Genomic DNA, 24,593 nt, shown 5'->3' with positions numbered 1-24,593 from the left:
TTCAGCCAAAACAGGAAATAAAATGATAATGAAACTGAAACATCTGCCGCTCTTGCTTTTGCCTCTTTCACTAAGCGTCAACGCTCAGGAAATAAAAGCAGAACTTAATAAAGAAATTAAAAGGCCGGAAAAAATATCCTATATTCTGGACTATCCGCAAAACGCCAAAGGAAATGTCCCGCTGATCGTTTTTCTTCACGGCTCGGGCGAAAGAGGAAATAATCTCGAAATGGTAAAAGCACACAGTCCGTTTACCTACAAAAACCTGATCAAGGAACCGGTAGCGATCTTAGCACCGCAGTGTCCGGAAAATACCTGGTGGGATACGGTCACCATCTATAATCTTATCAAAGAAATTCAGTCCAGATACAAAGTGGATGCTTCCAGGATTTATCTTACCGGTCTTTCGATGGGCGGTTGGGGAACCCTGAAGCTGGCGATGGAACACCCGGAAATGTTTGCCGCCGTCGTTTCGGTATGTGCTCCGACGGACCGGGTGATGTATGCCAATATCCATCAGTACAAAGACCTCAACATAAAAATTTTCCACGGCGGAATGGATGACGTGGTACTGCCGGAAAATGCCTTCAATTTTTACCAGAAACTGCATCCGGTAAATCCTTCGGCAGAACTCACCATTTTTCCGAACGACAACCACAATTCATGGGATTCTACCTATTCCAATCCGGAATTATATCAGTGGATGCTGTCCAAAAGAAAAGGGAAATAATGAGAATATAAAATTAAACCGTTGTATCATTTGCTGAGCGAATAGTTTATACTGAACTTGTCGAAGTACCTTTGCGAAAAAATATTCCCAATAATTTAGACGTACTTTAGCGGATATAAGGTTTAAAAAGCAAAAAAGAAACTATAATTAAAGAAGATAGATTTATGAAAAAGTTAATGGTGATGGCCACATTGGCACTGGCTCCTGTGTTTTCGGCGCAGGAAATGGTAACGAAGCCTGTACAGGCGTATCAGACCGCGCAGTACCAGGCGAAAAAGAAAGCCTTTGTCGAAAGCCTGCTGGCGAAAATGACCCTGGATGAAAAAATCGGGCAGCTGAACCTGCCGAGCTCGGGTGATTTTACCACCGGACTGGCAAAGAGCTCCGATATCGGTAAAAAAGTAGAGCAGGGATTAGTCGGAGGATTGTTCAACATAAAAGGAGCGGATAAAATCAAAGCCGTACAGAAGGTAGCGGTGGAAAACAGCCGGTTGAAAATTCCTTTGATCTTCGGAATGGACGTGATCCACGGGTACGAAACCACTTTCCCGATTCCTCTGGGACTGGCTGCTTCATGGGATATGAATCTGGTGCAGCAGTCCGCAAGGGTAGCGGCCAAAGAAGCGGCGGCCGACGGAATCAACTGGACGTTCTCGCCGATGGTGGATATCTCCCGCGAGCCGAGATGGGGAAGGGTTTCCGAAGGTTCCGGGGAAGATCCGTACCTGGGAAGCGAGATCGCTAAAAATATGGTGTACGGTTACCAGGGCAAAGACCTTGCGAACGGAACCAACATTCTGGCCTGTGTGAAACACTTTGCACTTTACGGAGCAGGAGAAGCCGGAAGGGATTACAATACGGTGGACATGAGCCACGTAAGAATGTACAACGAATATTTCCCACCATACAAAGCAGCCGTAGACGCTGGGGTAGCATCGGTAATGGCTTCCTTCAATGAAGTGGATGGCGTTCCGGCTACCGGAAGCCGATGGCTGCAGACCGAAGTGCTGAGAAACCAATGGAAATTCAAAGGTTTCGTCGTGACCGATTATACCGGGATCAACGAAATGGTAGACCACGGAATGGGTGATCTTCAGCAGGTTTCAGCACTGGCATTGAAAGCTGGAGTCGATATGGATATGGTGGGGGAAGGTTTTTTAACCACCCTGAAAAAATCCCTGGCTGAAGGAAAGGTAACCCAGGCGGAAATCGATATGGCGGCCAGAAGGGTTCTCGAATCAAAATACGATTTGGGCTTATTTGATAATCCTTACAAACATGGTGATGCTAAACTTGCTGCAAAAGAAGTCTACAGCATGGAAAACCGTAACATCGCCAGAAACGTTGCCGCCCAGTCAATGGTACTGATGAAAAACGACAATCAGGTATTGCCGTTGAAAAAATCAGGAACCGTAGCGGTGATCGGACCATTGGTAAACAACTCGATGAACATGGCCGGAACCTGGAGCGTAGCGACCAAGCATGCCATTTCGGTGAACCTGATGCAGGGCCTTCAGGCAAGCTACGGCAAAGACGTAAAATTCCTTTCGGCAAAAGGAGCCAACATCGACTACGATGCCAAACTGGAAGAAATCTACGCTGCGCACGGCAAGAAAACCGACCGGGACAACCGTTCCAAAGAGGCCTTGCTGAAAGAAGCGGTAGACATTGCCAACAAAGCAGACGTGATCGTGCTGGCCATCGGGGAATCTGCTGAAATGAGCGGTGAATCTTCTTCCAGAACCGAAATTACCATTCCGCAGTCGCAGGTAGACCTGCTGAACGAACTGAAAAAAACAGGAAAACCGATTGCCATGGTATTGTTTACCGGCCGGCCGCTGGCTTTAACCAATGTAAAAGATACGCCCGATGCCATCCTGAATGCCTGGTTTCCGGGATCTGAAGCTGGAAGCGCCATTGCTGATGTCCTTTTCGGAAAAGTAAACCCTTCCGGAAAACTGCCGATGACCTTCCCGAGAAGCTTAGGACAGGTGCCGATCTATTACAACGCCAAAAATACCGGCCGTCCGCTGGATGAGAAACTGACGGAAAAATGCGAGTACCAGAGGTTCCGTTCCAACTATATGGATGAGTGCAACACGCCGTTGTACCCGTTCGGATACGGATTAAGCTACACGAAATTCAATTACTCCGATATTACCGTTTCCAATGCGAATCCGAAAGGAAACCAGACCGTACAGGCTTCTGTAACCGTTACCAATTCCGGAAACTATGATGGGGCGGAAGTGGTGCAGCTGTACATCAGGGATATGGTGGGGAGCATCACCAGACCGGTAAAAGAGCTGAAAGGCTTTCAGAAAGTCATGCTGAAAAAAGGGGAATCCAAAAAAGTAACCTTCGACATTACGCCGGAAAACCTGAAGTTCTACAACGGCGACCTGAAATACGACTGGGAACCGGGGGAATTCGATATCATGATCGGAACCAACTCTTCAGACGTAAAACATTCAAAAATCAACTGGACCAAATAAATTCCAGAGAAGCCGCTCAACAGGAGCGGCTTTTTTTATATCTGGCAAGCAACACATTGAAGCTGCCTTCTGCTGAAGCACAATTTTCAGGAAAGCAAAAGGGGACAAGCAATCTCTTTCAATCATCCTTTCCGCGCTTCTCCGCAATCCTATAACTTCCATCCTCCGGCATCCATTCTCCATTTTTTCAGGAGCTTATTCCCGCTATCCACTGTATCTTTTTTGTTACGGTCTTCGCCCGCAACAAAAAAGGATGCCGTTCCTATCGGGGCTAATAACTGCAGACTGCAAAAAACCGGCAGGTTATTAAAACCTGCCGGACGTATTTATCAAAGATTAAGGTAATACTGGGAATTCTGGCAATGTTGCCGGTAAAATAACTTCCAGCCTCTTACGCTTTGATTTCAGGTTTATCCTGCAACAACAACCTCTTCAGTGTACACAACCCCTTCATAACAGGCATTGTAAATGGCTTTCAGGTCTTCAAGAGAAGGAACTCTCGGGTTGAATCCGGTACAAGGATCGGCAAGGGCATTGGCAGCAATATAATTAAGGTTCTTGTCCCAATCCGCTTTCGAAATTCCGAAATCTTTGATCGCAGCCTGGTTGTTCACTTCAGAACGTAGGGTTTCAATAGCCTGTGCCAGATCTTCAGCCGTTGTTTTGCCGATTACCCTGGCCAGATCCGGATAACGTTCGGTAGCCTGCGCATTGTAACGGATCACGTTCGGTAGGAAAATAGCATTGGATGCTCCGTGAGGAATGCCGTACAGCGCTCCCACCTGATGGGAAAGGGAATGAACGATTCCCAACCATGCGTTGTTGAATGCCAGACCTGCCATAAAGGAGGCATCATGCATATTCTGACGGGCTGCTATATTGTCCGGATTTTTTACCGCTTCTTTTAAATTATCAAAAACAATCTCCAGACCGCCTTTGGAAAGCGCATCGGCGATATTGTTATCGATATTGGAAACATAGGCTTCCACACAGTGGGTCAATGCATCAAGTCCGGTATTGGACGTAACATGTGCAGGCATCGAAGCACAGATTTCTCCGTCAACAATGGCGATATCCGGAGTCAGTTCGTAAGAAACGACCGGGTATTTCACCCCTTTCTCCCTGTCGGTGATCACGGCAAGGCCTGTGGTTTCAGTTCCGGTTCCGCTTGTTGAAGGAATCGCTATAAATTTGGCTTTATTTCTCAGGACAGGAACCGTGAAAGGTTTGATCATCGCCTCGAAATCCGCATCCGGATACTCATAGAACACCCACATGATCTTAGCGGCATCAATCGCCGAGCATCCTCCCAGTCCGATGATCCAGTCCGGCTCAAAGCTTTTCATCATTTCGGCACCTTTCAGGCATGTTGCAGAAGACGGGTCTTCTTCCACCCCTTCGAAAACCTGGGTTTCAATACCGGCTTCGGTAAGGTAAGCCATTGCCTTATCCAATGTTCCGCTCTTTCTCATCGAGCTGCCGCCGGTAACAATAACGGCTTTTTTACCTTTGATATTTTTCAGTTCTTCAAGAGTTCCCGCACCATGGAAAACTTCTCCTGCAATAAATAATTTGCTCATTTTCTTTCTGATTTTTTGACAGGGCAAAATTAGCCAGGCTGAAATGAGTCGTGTTATACAAACAGGACTACGCGTTATACATTTGCGCCAGTTCCTGCTGAAGCTCGGTAGGCGTTTCTTTGAGTTTTGCCTTTACAAACTTATTGAGGGCGGAAGGAGAATTAAATCCCAGGTCAAAAGCAATTTCCTTATGCGAAAGATCGGAAAACATCAGCTGGCGCTTGATCTCCATCAATATCCTGTTGTGAATGGCCTGAATGGCGGTTTCCCCGCAATGCTTTTTTGTCAGGGTATTCAGCTTTTTCGGGGTGATGGCCAGTTTTCCGGCATAATACTGAACCGTCCGCTGCTGCTTATACTGTTCATTCAGTAATTTCTTGAACCGGACATACAAAGGTTTATCAGCCGTTTCCTTATGTAAAACCGGATGCAGGCCGTGAACGGATTCAATTAAGCCCAAAAGAAAAATCTTGATCTGGAATCTTGCCTGTTCCTTTTTGATCAGGCTTGGCTTCTGGTAAATCTCCTGAATGTTCTGAACCAGCTGATAACTTTGTTTAAAATCATCCGGCGAAAGAATCGTGCAGTTCAGCTGGGTGGAAAGATGTACATTATAGGTGCTCAACTCATTCTTAAGAATATCGGAACAGAATAAAATTTCCTCAAAAAGAATAATTTTTCCTTGTATATCATAGCTTAGATCGGATATGAAATGAACCTGTTCCGGAAAGACCACCGAAATTTTGCCGGCTTTCAAGGGATGGATCTTCGATTCAATATGAAGGCTTAGGGTTCCGCTTTCGATAACAATTATCAGGAAATGATCTTTTTTATGAGGATGCATATAATCTTTCAGGTATTCTTCCGTCAGGTCGAAGACCCGGAAAGACAGGTTCCGGTCTTCCTCTTTTTGAATATTCTTTTTAATCTCCAGTTTCTTCAGACTGCCCATTCTATTTCATTATTGTTTAAAAACGAAGCAGCAAAGGTAAAACAAAACATTTTAAGTACCGTGATTCCGGTAGCAGCCGATTGCAACAGGCAGTTGCAGAATATATGGGAATGTGTAGAAAATTATTCCATAGGAATATGATCTCTGTAGAAAATATAAAGATGTTCCGGGTGCTGCACACCGGAGGTATTATCTTCACAACAGCAATGCTTAAAAGCTGAAAATTTTTCCGAGTGGGTTTATCTTTCTCATTAACAAAGATTTTTCCGGAATTAAAGCAGATCAAACCCGCCGGTAAAATAAGGTTCAGGAATATAAATCAGCAGAACAGGATTTTCAACTCTCGCCGAAAAATCTTATTTTTGCATACCTAAAAGTAAAAGAAAGAATGAATTCCTACAAAAATCCATTGGAAGAGCGCTACTCCAGTGAAGAAATGTTATTTAACTTCTCACACAACAATAAATTCCGTACCTGGAGAAAACTTTGGATCGCATTGGCTGAAATCGAAAAAGATTTAGGCCTGGACATCACCGAAGAGCAGATTGCAGAACTGAAAGCCAATGCCGATAACATCGATTATGATAAAGCGGCAGAATACGAGAAAAAGTTCCGTCATGATGTGATGGCGCACGTTCATACCTATGGCGATGTGGCCCCTTCAGCCAAAGGAATTATCCACCTAGGAGCGACTTCCGCATTTGTAGGAGACAATACCGATCTGATCCAGATCCGCGACGGGCTTTTAATCTTAAAGAAAAAGCTGGTTAACGTAATGAAAAACCTGGCAGATTTTGCCATCGAATACAAGGATCTTCCGACCTTAGGATTTACCCACTTCCAGCCGGCTCAGTTGACCACGGTTGGAAAAAGAGCGACCCTTTGGTTACAGAGTCTGGTGCTGGACATTGAAGAACTGGATTTCTTCTTAGAAACCTTAAGATTCAGAGGCGTAAAAGGAACCACCGGAACGGCAGCAAGCTTCTTGGAGCTTTTTAACGGAGATTATTCCAAAGTAAAACATTTAGATAAAGAATTATCCAAAAGATTCGGTTTCGAAAAAGTTTTCGGGGTTTCCGGACAGACCTATGACCGTAAGATCGATGCAAAAGTCGTTGCTTTATTAGGAAACATTGCCCAGTCGGCACATAAATTCACCAACGATTTACGTTTGCTTCAGAACCTTAAAGAGATTGAGGAACCGTTTGAGAAAAACCAGATCGGTTCATCAGCTATGGCATACAAGCGTAACCCGATGAGAAGCGAAAGAATCGGTGCTTTGGCAAAATATGTAATGTCATTAACGACAAGTTCTGCCATGGTAGCTTCAACCCAGTGGTTTGAAAGAACACTGGATGATTCTGCCAACAAGCGATTAACCATTCCACAGGCCTTTTTAGCTGTAGATGCGATTCTATTGATCTGGAACAACATCATGAACGGTATCGTCGTGTACCCGAACAGGATCAACAAACACATTATGGACGAGCTTCCATTCATGGCAACGGAATACATCATCATGGAAGAAGTGAAAGCCGGGGGTGACCGTCAGGAAATTCACGAAGTCATCAGGGTTCACTCCATGGAAGCCTCCAAGCAGGTAAAAATGGAAGGGAAAGAAAACGACCTGATCGAACGAATCCTTAACGACGATTCCTTAAAATTCGATAAGTCGAAACTCAAAGAAGTACTCGATCCTAAAAACTTCATCGGTTTTGCCCCGATCCAGACCGAAGAATTCATCAAAAACGAAGTACAGCCGATCATCGATCAGAACAAAGACCTGATCGGGCTCGAAGCTGATCTTAAAGTATAACACCATATGCAGTCCTGCCGGGCTGCATATTTACTTTGACAAAGTCATGAAATTTTGATGAGGTTTAAAGTTTAATGATTATCTGAGTCAGCACATGAAGAAAATATTTGCAGCCATTTTATTAATACCCATGCTTTCGTTTTCTCAGGAAAAGGAAGCTTTAATGTATTTCAAAACCGGGGATTCTCTGGTTGGTGTTAAAAATTCAGACGGTCAGATCATCGTTCCGGCACAGTTCGAAGTATTTTCCTTTTTGAAAGACGGTGAACCTGTAAAAGGAGAAACCATTTATTTTGACGGACCGAAAAAAGACGAATCGAAAGAAAAAAATGCCTGGGGCTATGTATATGACCGGAAAGGAAATTTCCTGTACCGGCCATTTTTCTATGACAACGGAGCCGATTATTTCTCTGAAGGCGTAAGGCGGTTCGTCAAGAACGGGAAAGTAGGCTTTGTCGATAGAAATGGAATGATGATCATTGAAGCCAAATATGATTTTGCTTCACCTTTTCATTATGGCTATGCAGCTTATTGTGACGGCTGCGACTGGGAAAAAACGGAAGACGAACATAAAGCGATCGCAGGCGGAAACTGGGGAGTCATGGATTTCAAAGGTCAGGTAACTCAGCCTGTAGTGAAGCCAGGAAGTACGGTTGAAATAGATGGAAAATATTATCCGTATCCTTTTTCCTATACCCAAAAAGAAAAAGAAGTTCTTCAGTTTTTTGATAAGCAGAATAAAAAGCTTTCGGAAATCTATTACGTCAATCATTATGAAAGATTATCGGAGGAAAATAAAAAACTGTATTTCGAAATCGTTGAACGTCCAAAGGAAAATTTTCCGTTTTACCAGGTGAATGCTTATGATTACCGGAAAGCGGAAGCCGGATGGTCCGGTTTAAAATTTCTGGTTTCAGCAGATAAAAGAGAAGTTTTCGCCCTCGAATTTGATGATGAAAAAATTCCTTTTGCAAAATGGCTGAAAGAACAGTACAAGCAGGCTGAAGAATTTCAGAAAGAACATCCGGATAATCCGAATAAATTAAATAAATGGTAAAATTGAAGTATTTTTCAAACGAATAGAGTCTCTTGATATTAATGTTTTTGAAATTGAATTTAAGAAATAAATATCCTTTTGAATTTCGTGATAGAGGGAGGTAGCATTCCTCCGGAATGCCTACCGTTATAAGCGCATTCGCTACACAGATACAATTCCTACGGAACTGATGAAGTTGAAAAATATTATGTAAAAGCTATAAACAAAATTTTGCAAAATTAAAATTTGCGGGATAAGTATAGGATATTGTAAAGATTATAATCAAACAGAAATAAATTAATTAAAAGGGAAACATTCACTCATTTCCTACAATGGAATCTATGCAGAAATGATGCTGAATTTTATCGATATTGTAATGGTAATACTCTACAGATAATAAGCAGTCATTAATGATGATTCCGTAGGAATGAAATCTGTGTAGAAAAATAGCATCGGATAGGACATGCATTCCGTAGGAATGCTATCTTTGTAATCACAAATGGCAAATGCCGGATATAAAGACGAAATAAAAAATAAATCTAAATAAAAACTGACATCTAATGTCTCAAAACAAAAGAATTTTCGTAGAAAAAAGAGGAATTTTCGATGTGGAAAGTCCAAAAATTTTTGATGAAGTAAAAGCGGTGGTTCCTGCCATACAGAAAGTAAAAGTGTACAATGTGTACGACATCTTCGGACTGAACGACGGGGAATTTGAAAAAACGGTCAACAGTACGTTCGTGGATCCGGTAACGGATATCCTGCACGAAGAAAATCCGGCGGCGTCCATCCATTTTGCCATGGAGTTTTTGCCGGGTCAGTACGATCAGCGTGCCGATTCAGCCCAGCAGTGTATTGCTTTGCTCACGGAAAATGAAAAATCCAAAGTGAGAAGTGGAAAGCTCATCGAATTTGAAGGGGTTTCCGAACACGATCTTACAAAAATCAAAGACCTTCTGATCAACAAAGTGGAATCTCAGGAAAAAGATTTGTCCGTTTTGGATATTCCTGCAGAAGAAGCACCGTCGAAAGTGATTACCCACGAAAATTTCATCAGTTTTGACGATGCCCAGCTGGAAAGCTTTTACAACAACCACGGATTTGCTTTAGGACTGGACGACCTGAAATTCATTCAGGAATACTTTAAATCCGAACAGCGGAACCCTACGGAGACCGAACTGAAAGTACTCGATACCTATTGGAGCGACCACTGCCGCCACACCACTTTCGAAACAGAGCTTTCAAATATTGAATTTGAAGGGCAGTTCAAGCATACGCTGGAAACCATTTTCAACGACTATATCGAAAAAAGAAAATTCTTAGGCCGCGAGCTGAAGCCGATTTCCTTAATGGATCTGGCTACCGTCTGCGCCCGGTATTTCCATAAAACAGGCAACCTGGAGAACCTCGTGGTTTCCGATGAAATCAATGCCTGCACCATTCAGATCGAAGCGGAATACGACGGTAAGAAAGAACCGTGGTATTTATTATTCAAAAACGAAACCCATAACCACCCGACGGAAATCGAACCGTTCGGAGGGGCTTCAACCTGTCTGGGCGGAGCGATCAGGGATCCTTTGTCCGGACGTTCTTTTGTGTTCCAGGCGATGAGGTTAACCGGTGCGGCAGACGTTCTGGAACCGGTTGATCAGACCTTACCGGGAAAACTGCCTCAGAAAACCATCACTAAACAGGCAGCCAACGGGTATTCCTCGTATGGGAACCAGATCGGTTTGGCAACCACCATGGTTTCCGAAATTTATGACGAAGGCTACAAGGCCAAGAGAATGGAAGTCGGTTTCGTAACCGGTGCCGTTCCTGTAGATTGGGTGAGAAGAGAGAAGCCGGAAGCCGGAGATTCTGTCATTATCCTTGGAGGCGCGACGGGCCGTGATGGCGTTGGAGGTGCAAGCGGAAGTTCAAAAGAACAGGACGAAACGTCCATCCATACCATGAGTTCTGAGGTTCAGAAAGGAAATGCGGTGGAAGAACGTAAGATCCAGAGGTTGTTCAGAAATCCTGAAGTAACGAGGCTGATTAAAAAATCAAATGACTTCGGCGCAGGAGGTGTTTCGGTGGCCATCGGTGAAATCGCCGATTCATTGGAAGTCAATCTAGATGTTCTGCCTTTGAAATATGAAGGATTAAACGGAACCGAACTGGCCATTTCCGAATCTCAGGAAAGAATGGCGGTTGTGGTAGATCCGAAAGATAAAGAACAGTTCGTCAAATTCTGTGAAGCAGAAAATATTGTTGCGGTTGAGGTCGCGAAAGTAACCGATTCCGGAAGAATGCAGATGTTCTGGAAAGGCGATAAAATTGTAGACCTTTCAAGAGCATTTTTAGATACGAACGGTTGTTCCAAAACCCAGGAGGTGAAAATTACCCACCTGAATGAAGTAAAAGAAGAAACTCAGGTTTTCAGCGAAGAGAATTTCCTGAAAACACTAAGTGATAAAAATGTAGCGTCCCAGAAAGGATTGCTGGAAATGTTCGACTCTTCCATCGGGGCGACTACCGTAGCGATGCCTTTGGGCGGAAAATACCAGCAGACCCTGATGGAAGGAAGTGTTCAGACGCTGCCAATCATCGGGGCAAAAGATATTGAAACCGTTTCTCTGGCAAGTTGGGGATTCGATGCGGAAATTTCCAAGCAGAATTCACTGCTGGGAGCTTCGTATGCCGTCGTAGAAAGTGTGGCGAAAATCGTAGCGATGGGCGGTGATTATAAAAACATCAGATTAAGTTTCCAGGAATATTTTGAGAAATTAGGGCAAAACCCTGAAAAATGGGGTAAACCGTTGGCTTCATTATTGGGAGCTTACGATGCTCAGATGAATCTTGGACTGGCTGCGATCGGAGGAAAAGACTCGATGAGCGGAACCTACCAGGACCTGAATGTGCCGCCAACCCTGATTTCATTTGCCTGCGCCAACGGAGAAAAGAAAAATATCATCTCTCCCGAATTTAAAAAAGCCGGAAATAAAATCTATTTCTTTAATCATACCGCCCAGGAAAACGGACTGCCGGATTACAATGCCTTAAAAACTGTTTTCGAACTGATCTTTGAAAACATCAAAGCCGGAAAAATTGTTTCCGTAAAAACGGTAAAAGAAGGTGGAGTAGCCGTTGCTTTAGCGAAAATGAGCTTCGGAAACCGGTTAGGGGCCGAGATTACGGTTGATGAAGCAGCGCTGTTATCTAAAAACATCGGAAGCTTAATCATCGAATCTACGGAAGAACTGAGCTCCGTTAATCTTCAGCTGATCGGGAAAGTTAAGGAAGATGCCAGCATTAGAATCAATGATTCTGAATTTGCAATTGAGAAATTATCGGAAGCCAATACCAATACTTTTGAAAACCTTTTCCCTACGGTTGAAAAAGAAAAACTGACGATTGAACTGGATGAAAAATTAAACTCCGTCAATCCGAGAAATATCATCATCAAAAACCACGGAATTGCGCAGCCGAAAGTATTCGCGCCGGTATTTCCGGGAACCAACTGTGAATATGATACGCTGAATGCCTTTGCAAAAGAAGGTGCAGCCATCAGCAGTCTGCCGCTGATCAACATCAACCACCAATTGCTGGAAGAAAGCATCGATGCATGGGTAAAGGAAATCGCTTCTTCCCAGATTTTAGCGTTCTCAGGAGGGTTCTCTGCCGGTGACGAGCCGGACGGTTCTGCCAAATTCATTGTAAACGTTTTGAAAAACGAGAAAATGAGAAAGGCCGTTCATGAATTGTTAGACAGAGACGGGATGATCATCGGGATCTGTAACGGATTCCAGGCATTGGTGAAATCAGGACTGCTGCCTTACGGAAGAATCAAGGACCTGGATGAAAATTCTCCTACTTTGGCTCACAACGCCATCAGAAGACATATTTCCCAGATGGTGAACGTAAAAGTCGTGAACGATGAATCGCCTTGGCTGAAAGGAATGAAGGATCAGGTATTCACCATTCCGATTTCCCACGGAGAAGGACGTTTCATGGCATCGGAAGCCGAAATCCAGAAGCTGTATGAAAACGGGCAGATTGCCACGCAGTACCTGGATCTGGAAGGAAAAATCGCCCACGGAATGCCGTTCAATCCGAACAACTCATTATTCGGAATTGAAGGCGTTACCAGCCCGGACGGAAAAATCTTCGGAAGAATGGGCCACCCGGAACGTTTTGCAGAAGGATTGATGAAAAACATCCCGACGGCGAATTACCACAACATCTTTAAAAATGGAGTGGAATACTTTAAATAAGTAATCAGATAAATAAAATACCCTGAATGCCTTTGTTGTAAAACAGAGGCATTTTTCTTTACTTTCATTCTCATAAATATTCCCGTTTTTACGGAAAACCGTAATGAAAATGCTGAAAACCGCAATACCTTGCCGTCCTAAATAAGAACCTAAAACAAGACAACTTTTAACTATGAATACAAAGATTACGGTAACCGACCTGTTTCTCGGTATCCTGGCGGTCATGCTGATCGGCGTGAGTTTTTATCAGACCTGGATGGGTCTGCAGCAGATCTTTGGAGGAAGTTCCTTCATCGTTGCCCTGGTGCTTTCCCTGATTCTTCTTTTCCTTCTCTGGCAGATCAGGCGCGCGAAGACCAGCGGAGGATCTGCATCATCCCTGGGATGGATTTATTTTTTCTTCGCCATCTTCTGCTTTGTAGCAAATTTCAATGCGCTGTACACCCGCTTCATGAAAACCGATATTTACACGACCGAGCTGCGGGAGGTTAATGAAAAATTCACCAGGCTGGAAACTGATGTTGAATCCAAGCTGAATTATTCGGTACCGGATGCTAAAGTACGGCAGGCCATAAGAAGCGAGCTGAACCTTCTGAAAATCCAGATCAGTGATCCCAAAAACGTGGGGATCGGCCCGGAGGCAAGACAGATCCTGGCAAGAATCGAAAAGATGATCGGTAAGAAAGTAACCCCGCTTACCCCGGTGAGTGAAACCCCGGAAGGATATGCCGATCTGGCAGACCGGATGGAAGAACAGGTTGTTCAGATGGTATACAACCTGACACCCGAAGAGAAAAATCTGATGAGCGACATCAATGATGCTTCCTTACGATGGAACAAAGAAATTCAGAGCCTTTTACAGATGACGCCGGATGTGATCAATGGGATGGCGCAGGGCCAGATCGATAATTCCCTGACGGAATACAACCGTTTGGGCAGCAAAGCGGAATCGATTCTGGGAAGGGACAAGCTGAAGTTTGAACCGGCACATTCGGAAACGCAGGAAGTCGGGAAAATAGGATATGCCTTCAGCCATGCGATCAAAAATTTCGGAATGTTCCCATTGGTCGTACTTGCCGGATGCATTTTGCTGGATTTCGGGATCATGCTGATTATTCTTTTGATGCCGACGGAAAACAACAGGAATACAGGGCGGAATGAAAGTATTTTTAACAGCAGGCGCAGCGGAAAAACAATAATCTGATAAACGGGAAAAACATGGATTGGAATAACGAATCTCTGAAACCACTGTCTTTTAATAAAGGCAATGAAGAACTTAAACCTCTGAATTTTGATGATGACGATGCACTAAGGCCGTTGTCATTTGATGATAAAAAAGAAACCGCCGATGATCATTTTGTACCTATTGCTAAAGGAAATGTCTCGGAAATTAAGAATAAGGACAGCAATTTTGTTTTCTTTTTCGGAACGGCATCTTCCGGAAAGTCGGTGATACTGGCTACCATGCTGTATTACCTCCGTTCAACAGCGGGAGTGATAAGGCCGAAAATAGGAACGCCGAATACAGCGGAGGCGGAAAGTCTGCTGTACGATTTTTTTGAGAATATCAGCAAAGGTATTTTGCCGGCAGGAACGGTTAAAGATCAGGTAACCAGACTGGACCTGGTTTTTGAACCGAACAATAAATCGAAGAAAGTAAATCCTATCAATCTTACTTTTTTGGAAACTTCGGGAGAAAACCATAACGAAATCAGGAGAGGAGGAAACTATCACAGCAGTATAGAAACTTATCTTTCAGCCCATTTGCCTCTTACTTTCATTATTGTAACAAGTTATGAAAGTGCGCATAAAGATGATATTTTAATCAATACTTTTTTAAATAAGCTCGAGAAATACGAGAAGAGATTAAGATCCGTCAATATTATTCTGGTCATTTCCAAGTGGGATAAATCCGGTAGGACAGAAGTTGAGGATTCAACACAGCTGGACGAATTCGTCAGAGAGAGGCTTCCGATGACTTCCACTGCAATGGATACCTACAGCCTGGCGAAAACATTCTATACCGTAGGCGAACTAAATGAGGATACCAACAGAGTGACCTTATTGAATCTGGACCGGGCCAAGAAGCTGTCGGAATGGCTTTATGAAAGCATTTCAGGATATCCGCTGTACTATGAAGGGACTTTTTGGGAACGTATAAAATTTAGCTTTACCAATTGATGAGCAATGTTAATTTAATCGCCTTCGGAACATTCGGGAACCCCAACGGGTTTACCCAGACCTTTTTTGCAGGAAATCCCCTTTTGGTAAAAACCTTTGACATCAGAGGTTCCATACGGGTCTATCCCGAAAGTACATTGTATTCGATTAGGAAAGAATACCGGGATGGTTCGTTTATGATTGCTTACGCAGTGTATACCTATGCGAAGGAACCGACTTCCGCAAGGGAAGGATCTTTTATCGGATCTGCCATCCTGTTTATTGATGAAATTGCAGAGGAAAATATTACCATCCGGTGCCTGAATGAGTTTCATGAAAACCTGATCGGCAAAAATGTGGAAAATGATACGCTTTCCGTTAATCATTCAGATAACTTTTCAGTAAGCAAACTTTCCGACTTTGATAAAGTCAGATTCAACCTGAAGAAAATCGATATGCTGGATTCTGCCGAAATAACCAATAAACAGTTAATGGTATATTGTGAAACAAATCCATCTGCATTACAGTCGATGTTCAAAAGATCCCTCGATTTGCTCAATATGTATGATACGATTTATTTTACGTCGAACCAGGAAGTCGCAAAGCTCGTCCACCAGAAAAACATATTCCAGTTTGTGCAGAAAGACGGGTTTGAAAACGAAATCCGTAGGCTGGCGGAAGAAAGGAAGCGGAAGATCCGGGAAGCCGTTGAAGACTTTGAAAAGGAAAAAATAAAGCTGAAAGATGCTGAAAAACAAACCCGTGAAGACTGTAAAGCTAAAATTGAAAAAAATAAACAGCAGCACGCGGCAAACGGTGAAAAAATTGAAGAATCTGAAAAGAATCTGGCCCGGATCAATGAAGTCTATCAGACATTTTCGATGAAAATCGATGAACTGTTACATCAGCTGAAAACAGCAGACAGTTCGGCTTTAAACAGCATCAGAAATGCTTATAAAGAAAATAAAAATGTTTTTACGGAAAATATCAGGGATTTAAAAATACCTGACCTGGCAACGGTTTCCGATCCGAGACCGGCATCCAGACCGGCATCTTTCAGACAGTCGGGAAATCATTTTTACCATTATGAACGCGAACGAAAAGAAAATAAAGACCGGTCAGATCCTTTTAAAATTGCGACCGTTGTTCTATCCGTCCTGCTGGTGGCTGCAATTGCAGGTCTGGTATGGCTTTACGTGGAACAGTACGAAAAAGAAAGGCGGGTCGTTACCAAACTGAATCACAACCAAATTAACCAAAATATACCCGAAAAGGATACCGTTGCCGCAATACCGGTGAAGGATTCAGTACAGGGCATCCGTTCTGAACCCAATGAAAAAGTTGAACATCAGATTAAAGGTGAGAGGAATACAGATTTAAAATAGAAACTGTGCTCCTATTTATATTGGTGATTTGCAATACATCCCCATTTTTAAGCAATAGAATTATTTGTTATAAATTAAGAAAGCTGTAACTTTAAACTGATCAAAACCAGCGAAAAGTTGTACTTTTTGGTAACAAAAATGGAAAAAGAAAATAACAAACACATTATGACGGTCATCAACGGCCGTCATTTTTCAGATCTGGAAGGATTCTATGAAGAGATTTCCCGGCTGCTGATGAAGGACGAGGACTGGAAAGTCGGAACGCTGGACGGTTTTGATGATATCCTGTATGGATTTCAGGGGCAAATTACCTGGAAAGATTCTCAGAAGTCCAGGGAAGAGCTGGGATTCGATCTGACTAAAGAGTTTTATGAAAACAAAATCAGACAGGGAAAACCGTTTAACGTCATGTTAATCCGGCATAAACTGGATGAACTGGTGGCAGGGAAAGGGCAGACCCTATTTGAAATTTTAGTGGAAATTATACAGTCCCATCAAAAGATTACGCTAATTTTGGCTTGATTTAATACAAACAATAAATGAAGTACGGATTATTTTTCGGTGACAGCATTACCTATGGAGAGTACGACGGCGTATTCGGAGGATGGGTGGATATTTTAAAGCGGTATGCCTTGCAGAAATACAATGAGGGAAGTAACGAGCTGATTGTGTTTAATCTGGGAATCGGAGGTGAAACAACCGAAGGGCTTGTCAAAAGAATTTCAAATGAAATGGAAGCACGTAATTCTTCGGAAGGAAATATAGTATTCATCGGTTACGGAGCGAATGATCTGGCCATAAAGGAAGGAGTGCAGGCCATAAAACCGGAGCGTTTTAAAGAAAATATTTTAACGGCAGTTCAGAAAGCAAAACAATATGCGGAAGATATTTATCTGATCAGCATTCTTCCTGTTGCCGAAAGAATAGATGGTATTAAAGTAGCATCCGGAAAATTGAGAAGCACGGCGGATATTTTGAAATACAATCTGGTGCTGAAAGAAATTGCTGATGAAAATGCTTTGCACTATCTGGACTTTTACTCCGGATTTGTAGACGATAAAGAGGTTTTGCTTTCCAGAGACGGCGTCCACCCCAACGAAAAAGGCTACGGAATCATGGTAGAAATGGCGATTCAGATTATTGAAAAATATCTCTGAAACGGCACTGTCTTAAAAAGGACTTAAAAACAGTTCAGGTAAATATGTAAGGGGATCAATAGGAGCAGCTTTGGCCCGTTTCTACTGAACATGATCCTGTCGGGCGTTAGCCAGAACCTAAATAAAAAAGTATTTCCAGTACACCAAAATTCCTGTAATAGCGGAAATCAGAGCCATCAGCAGAACCGCGCCTGCAGAAATGTCTTTGATGAAACCGATCCGCTGATCAAATTCAGGCTGAATGATGTCACAGATTTTCTCAATAGCCGTATTGAAAATTTCCGCTGCCAGTACACCTGATGAGACAATCAGGATCAGTAGGGAATCAAGTGTTGAAAGATGCAGGTAAAAAATTAAAAACAGATTGATCAGAAACGCGGCCACCTCCAGCTGGAAATTCCTTTCACTTTTTATCATCATGAAAATCCCACGGAAAGCATTCAGGAAACTTTGATGGAGAAGTGGTTTTCGCATAATGAAAGATTATCTGCAAATATAATTAAATTCATCGTTGAAAATCCTTATCTTAGTACGGCAAAGATATCTTTGGGATATCGGCAGGAAACAGAAATGGTTGTAAAATTCTTTTGATGGTTGTTAATAACTCTCGGAATTATTCTTTTCCATCTCTTTTCTATTTATTATATTTGTAAAAACTTATTTTTAAATCTATGAAATTTATTATTTCAAGTGGAGAACTGCAGAAGGCTTTGCAAACTGTAAGTGGCGTAATATCAAGCTCTCAGTCGAGACCGATTTTAGAAAATTATCTTTTTGAATTAGACGGAACTCAGGTTACCATTACTGCATCCGATGGCGAGACAACGCTGGTGACTTCTCTTGAGGGGAAATCTGATGATACGGGTAAATTTGCCGTACCTGCAAAGATTTTTCAGGATTTTATCAAGACTTACGGAGAACAGCCGCTTACGCTGGTCGTAAAGGATAATGCGGAAGGAACGGGAAGTCAGCTTGAGATTTTAGATGAAAAAGATAACTTCGCCGTGGCCCTGGACAATGCAGATGATTATCCGGAACTGCCGGAATTCGATGCTGCCCAGAGCGTAACCATGTCTGCCGGGGTTTTATCCGAAGCATTGACGAATACGCTTTTCGCAACGAGCAACGATTCCCTGCGTCCTGTAATGACGGGAGTCCTGTTCCAGTTCGGAGAAAACGAAACCAATTTTGTGTCTACGGACTCACACAGACTTGTGGTATATAAAAGAACGGATCTGATGAACGCCGAGCCGATGGAATTCATCATGCCGAAAAAACCGCTGAACATTTTCAAAAATATACTGGCAAGCTCAAATGAAGACGTAACCATCGAATTCAATGAGAACATGGCTAAATTTACCTTCGGTAAGCATGTCTGGATCTGCCGGCTGATCGACGGAAAATACCCGAACTATACTGCAGTAATTCCTAAAGAAAACCCGAATGTATTGACAATCAACAGAAACCTTCTGTTGGGCGCGATCAAAAGAGCATCGATCATGTCAAACAAATCGACCAACCAGGTAAGGTTTAAATTGTCTGCAAACATCCTTCATCTTCATGCAGAAGATACGGAATATGCAAACAAGGCGGACATGCAGATTCCTTGCGACTACAATGGGGAAGACATCAACATCGGGTTCAGCTCCAAATTTTTAACGGAAATGCTGACGATCCTCGGATCAGACGATATTACCATGAAGATGTCCCAGCCAAACAGACCGGGAATCATTGAACCTCTTGACGGTCTTGAAGATAATGAAAGCATCCTGATGCTGTCGATGCCGGTAATCGGATTGTAACAGCAATTTTGCATAAAATACAGAGAGAGGTTTTGATTTTCAAAGCCTCTTTTTTAATGCAACGGATTTAAAAAGCCGGAAAAACCAGGATCAGTGACAAAGTTTAGAAATTAGACAAAAAGTTTAATTGATCTGAATTGGAAAGGTTTATAATATTCACAACTGTCATTTGCTGAATGTAATGGGTCTGTTCGTCGATAGCGTTAAAAGCTTTTCACATGTCTTTACTTCTCCTTATACTCACAGAATTGAATGCAGATTTACTTCATTAATTTTCTTCCCAATTTTTATGCTTAATCTAAAAAAAATACCGGTATAATCAATGTTAAAACTAGATATTCGGGTTAAAATTTAACTCTTAAAATCTGTTATAAATTTCTGTATTTATCAAAAAAACACGACATTTGTACGCTTAAAACCGTACAGTAAAAATTGTACAAAAATTCAAAATATATTCAATGAAAATATCAAACAACTGGCTTAAAGACTACATCAGAACGGAATTGAAAACGGAGAGAATCGGTGAGTTCCTTACAGATATTGGTCTGGAAGTTGAAGGGATAGAAAAATTTGAAAGCATAAAAGGCAGCCTGCAGGGGATTGTGGTCGGTAAGGTTCTTACCTGCGAAAAACATCCGAATGCAGATAAGCTGAAAAAGACAACGGTAGAGGTAGCAAACGGAAAAGTGCTGCATATCGTTTGTGGGGCTCCGAATGTGGAAGCCGGCCAGACGGTTCCGGTGGCGGTTGTCGGAACAAAAATCTATGATAAAACCGGAAACTTTTTTGAAATCAAGGAAGCCAAGATCAGAGGGGAAGTTTCCCAGGGGATGATCTGTGCGGAGAACGAGCTGGGTCTTGGTGACGATCACGGGGGCATCATGGTGCTGGATGAAGAGAAGTATGAAGTTGGAAAGAATTTTGCTGATTATTTTGAACTGACTACCGATGAAGTCCTGGAAATCGGATTAACACCGAACAGAACCGACGCCATGTCCCATTACGGAGTGGCGAGAGACCTTCACGCTTATCTTTCCACCAACAAGCAGAATTCAGAATTTGAAAAGGTATCTTCTCTTGTTTTAAATAATGAAGGTTCTCATGAGTTTACGCTGGAAGTGGAAGATGCACAACTATGCCCGAGGTATATCGGTGCGGTTATTGAAAATGTAAAAGTTACGGATTCTCCGTCGTGGCTGAAAGACCGGTTGAAAGCCATCGGTTTAAGCCCGATCAACAACGTGGTCGATATTACCAATTATATCCTTCACGGCTACGGACAGCCGCTTCACGCTTTTGATGCCGATAAGATTGCCGGTAAAAAAGTAAAGGTAGGAACCGTACAGGAAGGAACAAAATTCAGGACGCTGGATGGCGTGGAAAGAACTTTAAACGGTTCTGAGATCATTATCAAGGACGGAAATGATCAGCCGATGTGTATTGCCGGAGTTTTTGGCGGTGCTGATTCCGGAGTGTCTGCAGAGACTGAAAACATATTCCTGGAAAGTGCTTACTTCAATCCGGTAGCGGTGCGGAAAGGTGCAAAATTCCACGGATTGAATACCGATGCCTCGTTCAGATTTGAAAGAGGCGTAGACCCGAATATCACCAGAACAGCCATTACCCATGCGGTTAAGCTGATTCAGGAACTGGCAGAAGGAAAGCTGGTCGGTGAACTGCTGGAGGAATATCCTAAGAAAATTGAAGATCAGTATGTTATCATCAGATTTTCAAGAATCGAACAGATTTTAGGAACAAAAATCCACAGGGAAAAAGTGAAAGAAATTTTGAAAGCCCTTGAAATCCAGGTGCTGAACGAAATTCAGAACGGTTATGAAATCTCTGTTCCGGCATACCGGGCCGATGTGACCCGGGAAATCGACGTCATTGAAGAGATTTTAAGAATCTATGGCTATAATAAGATCGATGCGCCGCAAAAGATATCATTTACCCCGGTGAAACTCAGTGCGCAGGATCAGGACGAACTGGAAAACAACTGGGCCCGAACGTTACAAAGCTTAGGCTTCAACGAAGTGATGAACAATTCATTAACTTCCGTAAAAGATGAAACGGATGCCGTAAAATTGCTGAATCCTCTGAGCAATGATCTGGCATTTATGAGAAAATCTCTAATGGAAGGGCTTTTACAGAACGCGATCTATAACATCAACAGAAAAAACCAGGACATCAAGTTCTTCGAATTCGGAAAAATTTATCATAAAAGAGAAAAATACGAGGAAAGAAAACAACTGGCCATCCTGGTATCCGGAAGGGAAGTATCTGAAAACTGGCTGCAGCCGAAATCCGCCACAAGCTTCTACAATCTGAAAGCTTATGTAAAAGTGTTGCTGGAAAAACTGGCCGTTGATTATAACGAAGTGGCTTTATCCGACGAAAGATTCTCCGATGCGCTGGCTTATGAAGCGGATGGAAAAGCATTGGTAAGAATCGGGAAAGTAGCCCCTCAGATGCTTAAAGATTTTGATATCGACCAGGAATGTTTCTATGCCGAAATCGAACTGGAATTTGCCCAGGAGCTGCGTTCTAAAAATGAGCTTAAATTCAGTGACATTCCTAAATTCAATAAGATAAGAAGAGATTTGGCTTTGCTGTTGGATAAGAGTGTAAATTATCAGGATCTTTATCAGACCGCTAAAAAAAATAAATCGCCTTACATCAAAAACATCAACTTATTTGACGTTTATGAGGGCAAAAATCTCCCCGAAGGTAAAAAGTCTTACGCGATGAGCTTTGAGCTTTTAAACGAGGAAAAAACATTGGAAGAAAAAGAAATTGCTGCTGTCATGGATTCTCTGGTGAAATCTTTCCAGAAAGAATTTAATGCAGAATTGAGAGGATAATTCTTTATCAGTTTAAATATCAAAGAACGGACTTCGGTCCGTTTTTTTTGTCCTGAATTGGGTTGTCGGTCAGTACGTTTCAGGAAAAGAAAACAGTCCGGCGCACAGTCTTGTCAGGAATTTAACCCTGGCAGGATTTGCAGGTAATTGCAGTAAATTACCGTAATAGAAGCCACTTTCAGGACAATAAAATCCCGGGAAAGCCCGTTTGCATCATAATAATTCGTAAATTTGATTCAAATCAAAAAGGAAAAAAATGAAAAATCTTTTTTTAAGTATAGGAATGGCAGCGGTTTTGGTTTCCTGTGGTGCAACGGCAGGTTCTTCTGCAAAATTAGGAAAGGCGCAGCCTGCACTTTCCGGAACGAAGTGGGCACTGGCCGATAATGTGAAAGGCAAAATTCCTACGCTGAATATCGACGGCGAAAAAATAAACGGGAATGCGGGGTGCAACAACTACTTCGGAACAGCGAGGGTAGAGCCTTCTACCGGAAATTTCTCTGCCGGACAGATGGGTTCTACAAAAATGGCTTGTGAAAATATGAGCGTGGAAAAGAACTTCATGGATATGATGGCAAAAGCCAACAAATATGTGATTACCGGAAATGTACTAGAGTTGTACCAGGATAATCTTTTACTCCTGAAATTCAATAAAGCACAATAAAACAAAAAAGGAACTCTTCAGAGTTCCTTTTTTTATATTCGGGTCGTTATTATTCTTCCTCTTCTTCGTCGTACTTAGCCAACTCTTCATCACACCATTTAAATGCAGCCTCCACTACTTTGGTAGCCTCATCTGCCATGGTTTCTTCATCATCACCTTCCAGATCATCCAGCCACTCAACCTCTTCTTCCTCAACGTTAAGGATGAATCTTGGATATTCTGTATGAACTACGAACAAATCCTCTGGAAATTCCGAATTATCTGCTAATAAAAACTTTGGTAATTTCATTTTTTTAATGTTTTAACTTTAAATCAAAGATAATAAAATTATTGGTATTTGTTCCTGTCAATCTTTATTTTTTGCAAAACTTTATACCTCGTCAGCGTAGTTCTCTGGAGCGTATCTTTCGGCCTGAAAGTCAGGGATACATTCGCATTTACTGTGCTTATCAGTTCTGCAACCTGAATCTTGTCGAGATCTTCAGTGGTTTCAAGGTAAAATTTCAGAGGAACATGATCCAGCTTTTCAGACTGCAGAAATTGTTTCATTTCTTTTCTGTTTTCCAGATAGTTGCCTTTGGAAAGCCAGGTAAACAGCATTCCCGAAGCCAGGCTTAAGAAGCCGATGGCGTAAGCTTTAAGGCCGGCGATCTGAAACAGCTTTTTAAGGTAGATGAGCCAGATGGGAATGCTGAAAGGGGCCAGGAGCCGGTAATCAATTGGATTTACCGAATAGAAATACTGAATAAAATACGAACAGACAATCCCGGTAACCCCTACAAAGGTAAAGAAAGCTCCGGTTTCCGAAAGCTTATGTTTTACAAATACATAAACCATAGCAATTATATTCAGAAACCCGATTCCGTAAATCGCATAATTGATCTTTCCGCCGCCGGGATCCGAAATATGGATAAACGGGTTAAAAGCAGTACACAATCCCTGGAAAAGTTCAACAAGCAGTTTTGAAGTAGGGTGCAGGCCGATTTCAAGGGCTTGCTTGACATAATTTTCATTAAAATAATCAATGAACAGAAGTTTATACAAAAGCACAAAGGCTCCGGCAATAATGCCGGAAATAATAAACGCCGGTGAATATGTTCTTTTAAAAAACACCAATCCGAAAAGTCCCGTTCCACCCATAATGAAGAGCGAACTGTACCGGATATTGTACAGTGCAATTAAACTTAATGAAAGATAAAACACCGCTTTGCCTTTTTCCAGCCTGCCTTCAATAATCAATGCTGAAACATACAGAAACAGGAAGACAAAAGGTAAAATCAGCGTTTCGCTCATCGTAAAAGAAAAAATAGAGAGAAAGCTGAAAAGTGAACACAGGACAACAGATTCCCTGAAAAAAAACTTCTTTTGGCAGGTAAATAAAATAATGAAGAAAAAAGCCAGGATTCCGATCACTTTGCTGCCCCAGAATTCATCAAGCCCGAAACAGGTAAACAACCTGATCGCCGCCGGATACCCCAAAGGGGTTGTGGTATTATCAATAGCTGGTAAGACATGCGCAAAACGCATGTAGCGTATCGAATCCGGGTTCACCCGCCCTTTCTCATTAAGCAGAAAACGAAAAATGGTCATCACTAAAGTAATGATGACCAGTAATATCTGAATATTCTTTTCTTTAATTTTCATCGCGGAAAAGTAATGAATTTTGCAAAGCCAGTCAATTCCGGAGGCTCACAATTCATTG

Annotated in this window: 18 protein-coding genes; 13 read left to right on the top strand and 5 right to left on the bottom strand. The window is 42.4% G+C overall.

The window, feature by feature from the left end; genetic code table 11:
* The first annotated feature begins 28 nt into the window (after positions 1-28).
* Together FY557_RS09885 and bglX are read left to right on the top strand one after the other, a co-directional pair.
* Positions 29-730, top strand: a complete 702-nt coding sequence (locus FY557_RS09885; RefSeq protein ID WP_228451764.1) for a prolyl oligopeptidase family serine peptidase — start codon at positions 29-31, stop codon at positions 728-730.
* Positions 731-894: 164 nt separating this feature from the next.
* Complete coding sequence (gene bglX / locus FY557_RS09880) at positions 895-3,222, top strand: beta-glucosidase BglX (protein ID WP_149247084.1); 2,328 nt, start codon at positions 895-897, stop codon at positions 3,220-3,222.
* Between the two features lie 410 nt (positions 3,223-3,632).
* Here the strand turns inward: bglX and FY557_RS09875 are convergent, their stop codons facing one another.
* Positions 3,633-4,802, bottom strand: coding sequence for an iron-containing alcohol dehydrogenase (locus FY557_RS09875; protein ID WP_149247083.1), 1,170 nt, complete (start codon positions 4,800-4,802; stop codon positions 3,633-3,635).
* A gap of 67 nt (positions 4,803-4,869) precedes the next feature.
* Positions 4,870-5,754: an AraC family transcriptional regulator gene (locus FY557_RS09870; protein WP_149247082.1), complete on the bottom strand. Its 885-nt coding sequence runs from the start codon at positions 5,752-5,754 to the stop codon at positions 4,870-4,872.
* Positions 5,755-6,142: 388 nt separating this feature from the next.
* Between FY557_RS09870 and purB the strand changes: the two genes are divergently transcribed.
* The 8 genes from purB (at position 6,143) to FY557_RS09830 (ending at position 17,564) form a co-directional block, all read left to right on the top strand.
* Complete coding sequence (gene purB, locus FY557_RS09865; protein WP_149247081.1) at positions 6,143-7,570, top strand: adenylosuccinate lyase; 1,428 nt, start codon at positions 6,143-6,145, stop codon at positions 7,568-7,570.
* A 94-nt stretch (positions 7,571-7,664) separates the two neighbouring features.
* On the top strand, positions 7,665-8,627 hold the full coding sequence (locus FY557_RS09860; protein WP_149247080.1) for a WG repeat-containing protein: 963 nt from the start codon (positions 7,665-7,667) through the stop codon (positions 8,625-8,627).
* Positions 8,628-9,166: 539 nt separating this feature from the next.
* Entirely contained in the window at positions 9,167-12,862 is a 3,696-nt protein-coding gene (locus FY557_RS09855) for a phosphoribosylformylglycinamidine synthase (RefSeq protein ID WP_149247079.1), read from the top strand.
* A 172-nt stretch (positions 12,863-13,034) separates the two neighbouring features.
* Positions 13,035-14,066 carry a hypothetical protein gene (locus tag FY557_RS09850; RefSeq protein WP_149247078.1) on the top strand — a complete coding sequence of 344 codons (1,032 nt, stop codon included), beginning with the start codon at positions 13,035-13,037 and terminating at the stop codon, positions 14,064-14,066.
* 14 nt (positions 14,067-14,080) lie between these two features.
* Positions 14,081-15,043, top strand: coding sequence for a hypothetical protein (locus tag FY557_RS09845; protein WP_149247077.1), 963 nt, complete (start codon positions 14,081-14,083; stop codon positions 15,041-15,043).
* Positions 15,043-16,407 carry a hypothetical protein gene (locus FY557_RS09840; protein WP_149247076.1) on the top strand — a complete coding sequence of 455 codons (1,365 nt, stop codon included), beginning with the start codon at positions 15,043-15,045 and terminating at the stop codon, positions 16,405-16,407. Before FY557_RS09845 ends, FY557_RS09840 begins: the two co-directional genes overlap by 1 nt.
* 138 nt (positions 16,408-16,545) lie before the next feature.
* Positions 16,546-16,929: a barstar family protein gene (locus FY557_RS09835; RefSeq protein WP_149247075.1), complete on the top strand. Its 384-nt coding sequence runs from the start codon at positions 16,546-16,548 to the stop codon at positions 16,927-16,929.
* Positions 16,930-16,946: 17 nt separating this feature from the next.
* Entirely contained in the window at positions 16,947-17,564 is a 618-nt protein-coding gene (locus FY557_RS09830) for an SGNH/GDSL hydrolase family protein (protein ID WP_149247074.1), read from the top strand.
* A 117-nt stretch (positions 17,565-17,681) separates the two neighbouring features.
* On the opposite strand, the gene FY557_RS09825 is transcribed toward FY557_RS09830, so the two are convergent.
* Complete coding sequence (locus FY557_RS09825) at positions 17,682-18,038, bottom strand: diacylglycerol kinase (RefSeq protein WP_149247073.1); 357 nt, start codon at positions 18,036-18,038, stop codon at positions 17,682-17,684.
* A 197-nt stretch (positions 18,039-18,235) separates the two neighbouring features.
* Here FY557_RS09825 and dnaN point away from each other — a divergent pair, with 197 nt between their 5' ends.
* From dnaN to FY557_RS09810, 3 genes are all read left to right on the top strand, one after another.
* Complete coding sequence (gene dnaN / locus FY557_RS09820; protein WP_149247072.1) at positions 18,236-19,366, top strand: DNA polymerase III subunit beta; 1,131 nt, start codon at positions 18,236-18,238, stop codon at positions 19,364-19,366.
* A gap of 458 nt (positions 19,367-19,824) precedes the next feature.
* Positions 19,825-22,227: a phenylalanine--tRNA ligase subunit beta gene (gene pheT, locus FY557_RS09815; protein ID WP_149247071.1), complete on the top strand. Its 2,403-nt coding sequence runs from the start codon at positions 19,825-19,827 to the stop codon at positions 22,225-22,227.
* Positions 22,228-22,483: 256 nt separating this feature from the next.
* Positions 22,484-22,891: an META domain-containing protein gene (locus tag FY557_RS09810; RefSeq protein WP_149247070.1), complete on the top strand. Its 408-nt coding sequence runs from the start codon at positions 22,484-22,486 to the stop codon at positions 22,889-22,891.
* Between the two features lie 49 nt (positions 22,892-22,940).
* Here FY557_RS09810 and FY557_RS09805 read toward each other — a convergent pair whose 3' ends face one another.
* Both FY557_RS09805 and FY557_RS09800 read right to left on the bottom strand, forming a co-directional pair.
* A complete protein-coding gene (locus FY557_RS09805; protein WP_007845674.1) occupies positions 22,941-23,180 on the bottom strand; it encodes a hypothetical protein in 240 nt (79 codons plus the stop codon).
* Between the two features lie 38 nt (positions 23,181-23,218).
* Positions 23,219-24,535 carry a hypothetical protein gene (locus tag FY557_RS09800; protein WP_149247069.1) on the bottom strand — a complete coding sequence of 439 codons (1,317 nt, stop codon included), beginning with the start codon at positions 24,533-24,535 and terminating at the stop codon, positions 23,219-23,221.
* Positions 24,536-24,593: the final 58 nt, after the last annotated feature.

Source organism: Chryseobacterium sp. SN22 (genome assembly GCF_008329705.1).
Lineage (GTDB): Bacteria > Bacteroidota > Bacteroidia > Flavobacteriales > Weeksellaceae > Chryseobacterium.
This window is presented reverse-complemented; position numbering and strand designations above follow the sequence as displayed.

Excerpts from the sequence above, each read along its gene's own strand:
- FY557_RS09885 (WP_228451764.1), top strand. The coding sequence starts at position 29 with ATGAAACTGAAACATCTGCCGCTCTTGCTTTTGCCTCTTTCACTAAGC.
- bglX (WP_149247084.1), top strand. The coding sequence starts at position 895 with ATGAAAAAGTTAATGGTGATGGCCACATTGGCACTGGCTCCTGTGTTT.
- FY557_RS09875 (WP_149247083.1), bottom strand. The coding sequence starts at position 4,802 with ATGAGCAAATTATTTATTGCAGGAGAAGTTTTCCATGGTGCGGGAACT.
- FY557_RS09870 (WP_149247082.1), bottom strand. The coding sequence starts at position 5,754 with ATGGGCAGTCTGAAGAAACTGGAGATTAAAAAGAATATTCAAAAAGAG.
- purB (WP_149247081.1), top strand. The coding sequence starts at position 6,143 with ATGAATTCCTACAAAAATCCATTGGAAGAGCGCTACTCCAGTGAAGAA.
- FY557_RS09860 (WP_149247080.1), top strand. The coding sequence starts at position 7,665 with ATGAAGAAAATATTTGCAGCCATTTTATTAATACCCATGCTTTCGTTT.
- FY557_RS09855 (WP_149247079.1), top strand. The coding sequence starts at position 9,167 with ATGTCTCAAAACAAAAGAATTTTCGTAGAAAAAAGAGGAATTTTCGAT.
- FY557_RS09850 (WP_149247078.1), top strand. The coding sequence starts at position 13,035 with ATGAATACAAAGATTACGGTAACCGACCTGTTTCTCGGTATCCTGGCG.
- FY557_RS09845 (WP_149247077.1), top strand. The coding sequence starts at position 14,081 with ATGGATTGGAATAACGAATCTCTGAAACCACTGTCTTTTAATAAAGGC.
- FY557_RS09840 (WP_149247076.1), top strand. The coding sequence starts at position 15,043 with ATGAGCAATGTTAATTTAATCGCCTTCGGAACATTCGGGAACCCCAAC.
- FY557_RS09835 (WP_149247075.1), top strand. The coding sequence starts at position 16,546 with ATGGAAAAAGAAAATAACAAACACATTATGACGGTCATCAACGGCCGT.
- FY557_RS09830 (WP_149247074.1), top strand. The coding sequence starts at position 16,947 with ATGAAGTACGGATTATTTTTCGGTGACAGCATTACCTATGGAGAGTAC.
- FY557_RS09825 (WP_149247073.1), bottom strand. The coding sequence starts at position 18,038 with ATGCGAAAACCACTTCTCCATCAAAGTTTCCTGAATGCTTTCCGTGGG.
- dnaN (WP_149247072.1), top strand. The coding sequence starts at position 18,236 with ATGAAATTTATTATTTCAAGTGGAGAACTGCAGAAGGCTTTGCAAACT.
- pheT (WP_149247071.1), top strand. The coding sequence starts at position 19,825 with ATGAAAATATCAAACAACTGGCTTAAAGACTACATCAGAACGGAATTG.
- FY557_RS09810 (WP_149247070.1), top strand. The coding sequence starts at position 22,484 with ATGAAAAATCTTTTTTTAAGTATAGGAATGGCAGCGGTTTTGGTTTCC.
- FY557_RS09805 (WP_007845674.1), bottom strand. The coding sequence starts at position 23,180 with ATGAAATTACCAAAGTTTTTATTAGCAGATAATTCGGAATTTCCAGAG.
- FY557_RS09800 (WP_149247069.1), bottom strand. The coding sequence starts at position 24,535 with ATGAAAATTAAAGAAAAGAATATTCAGATATTACTGGTCATCATTACT.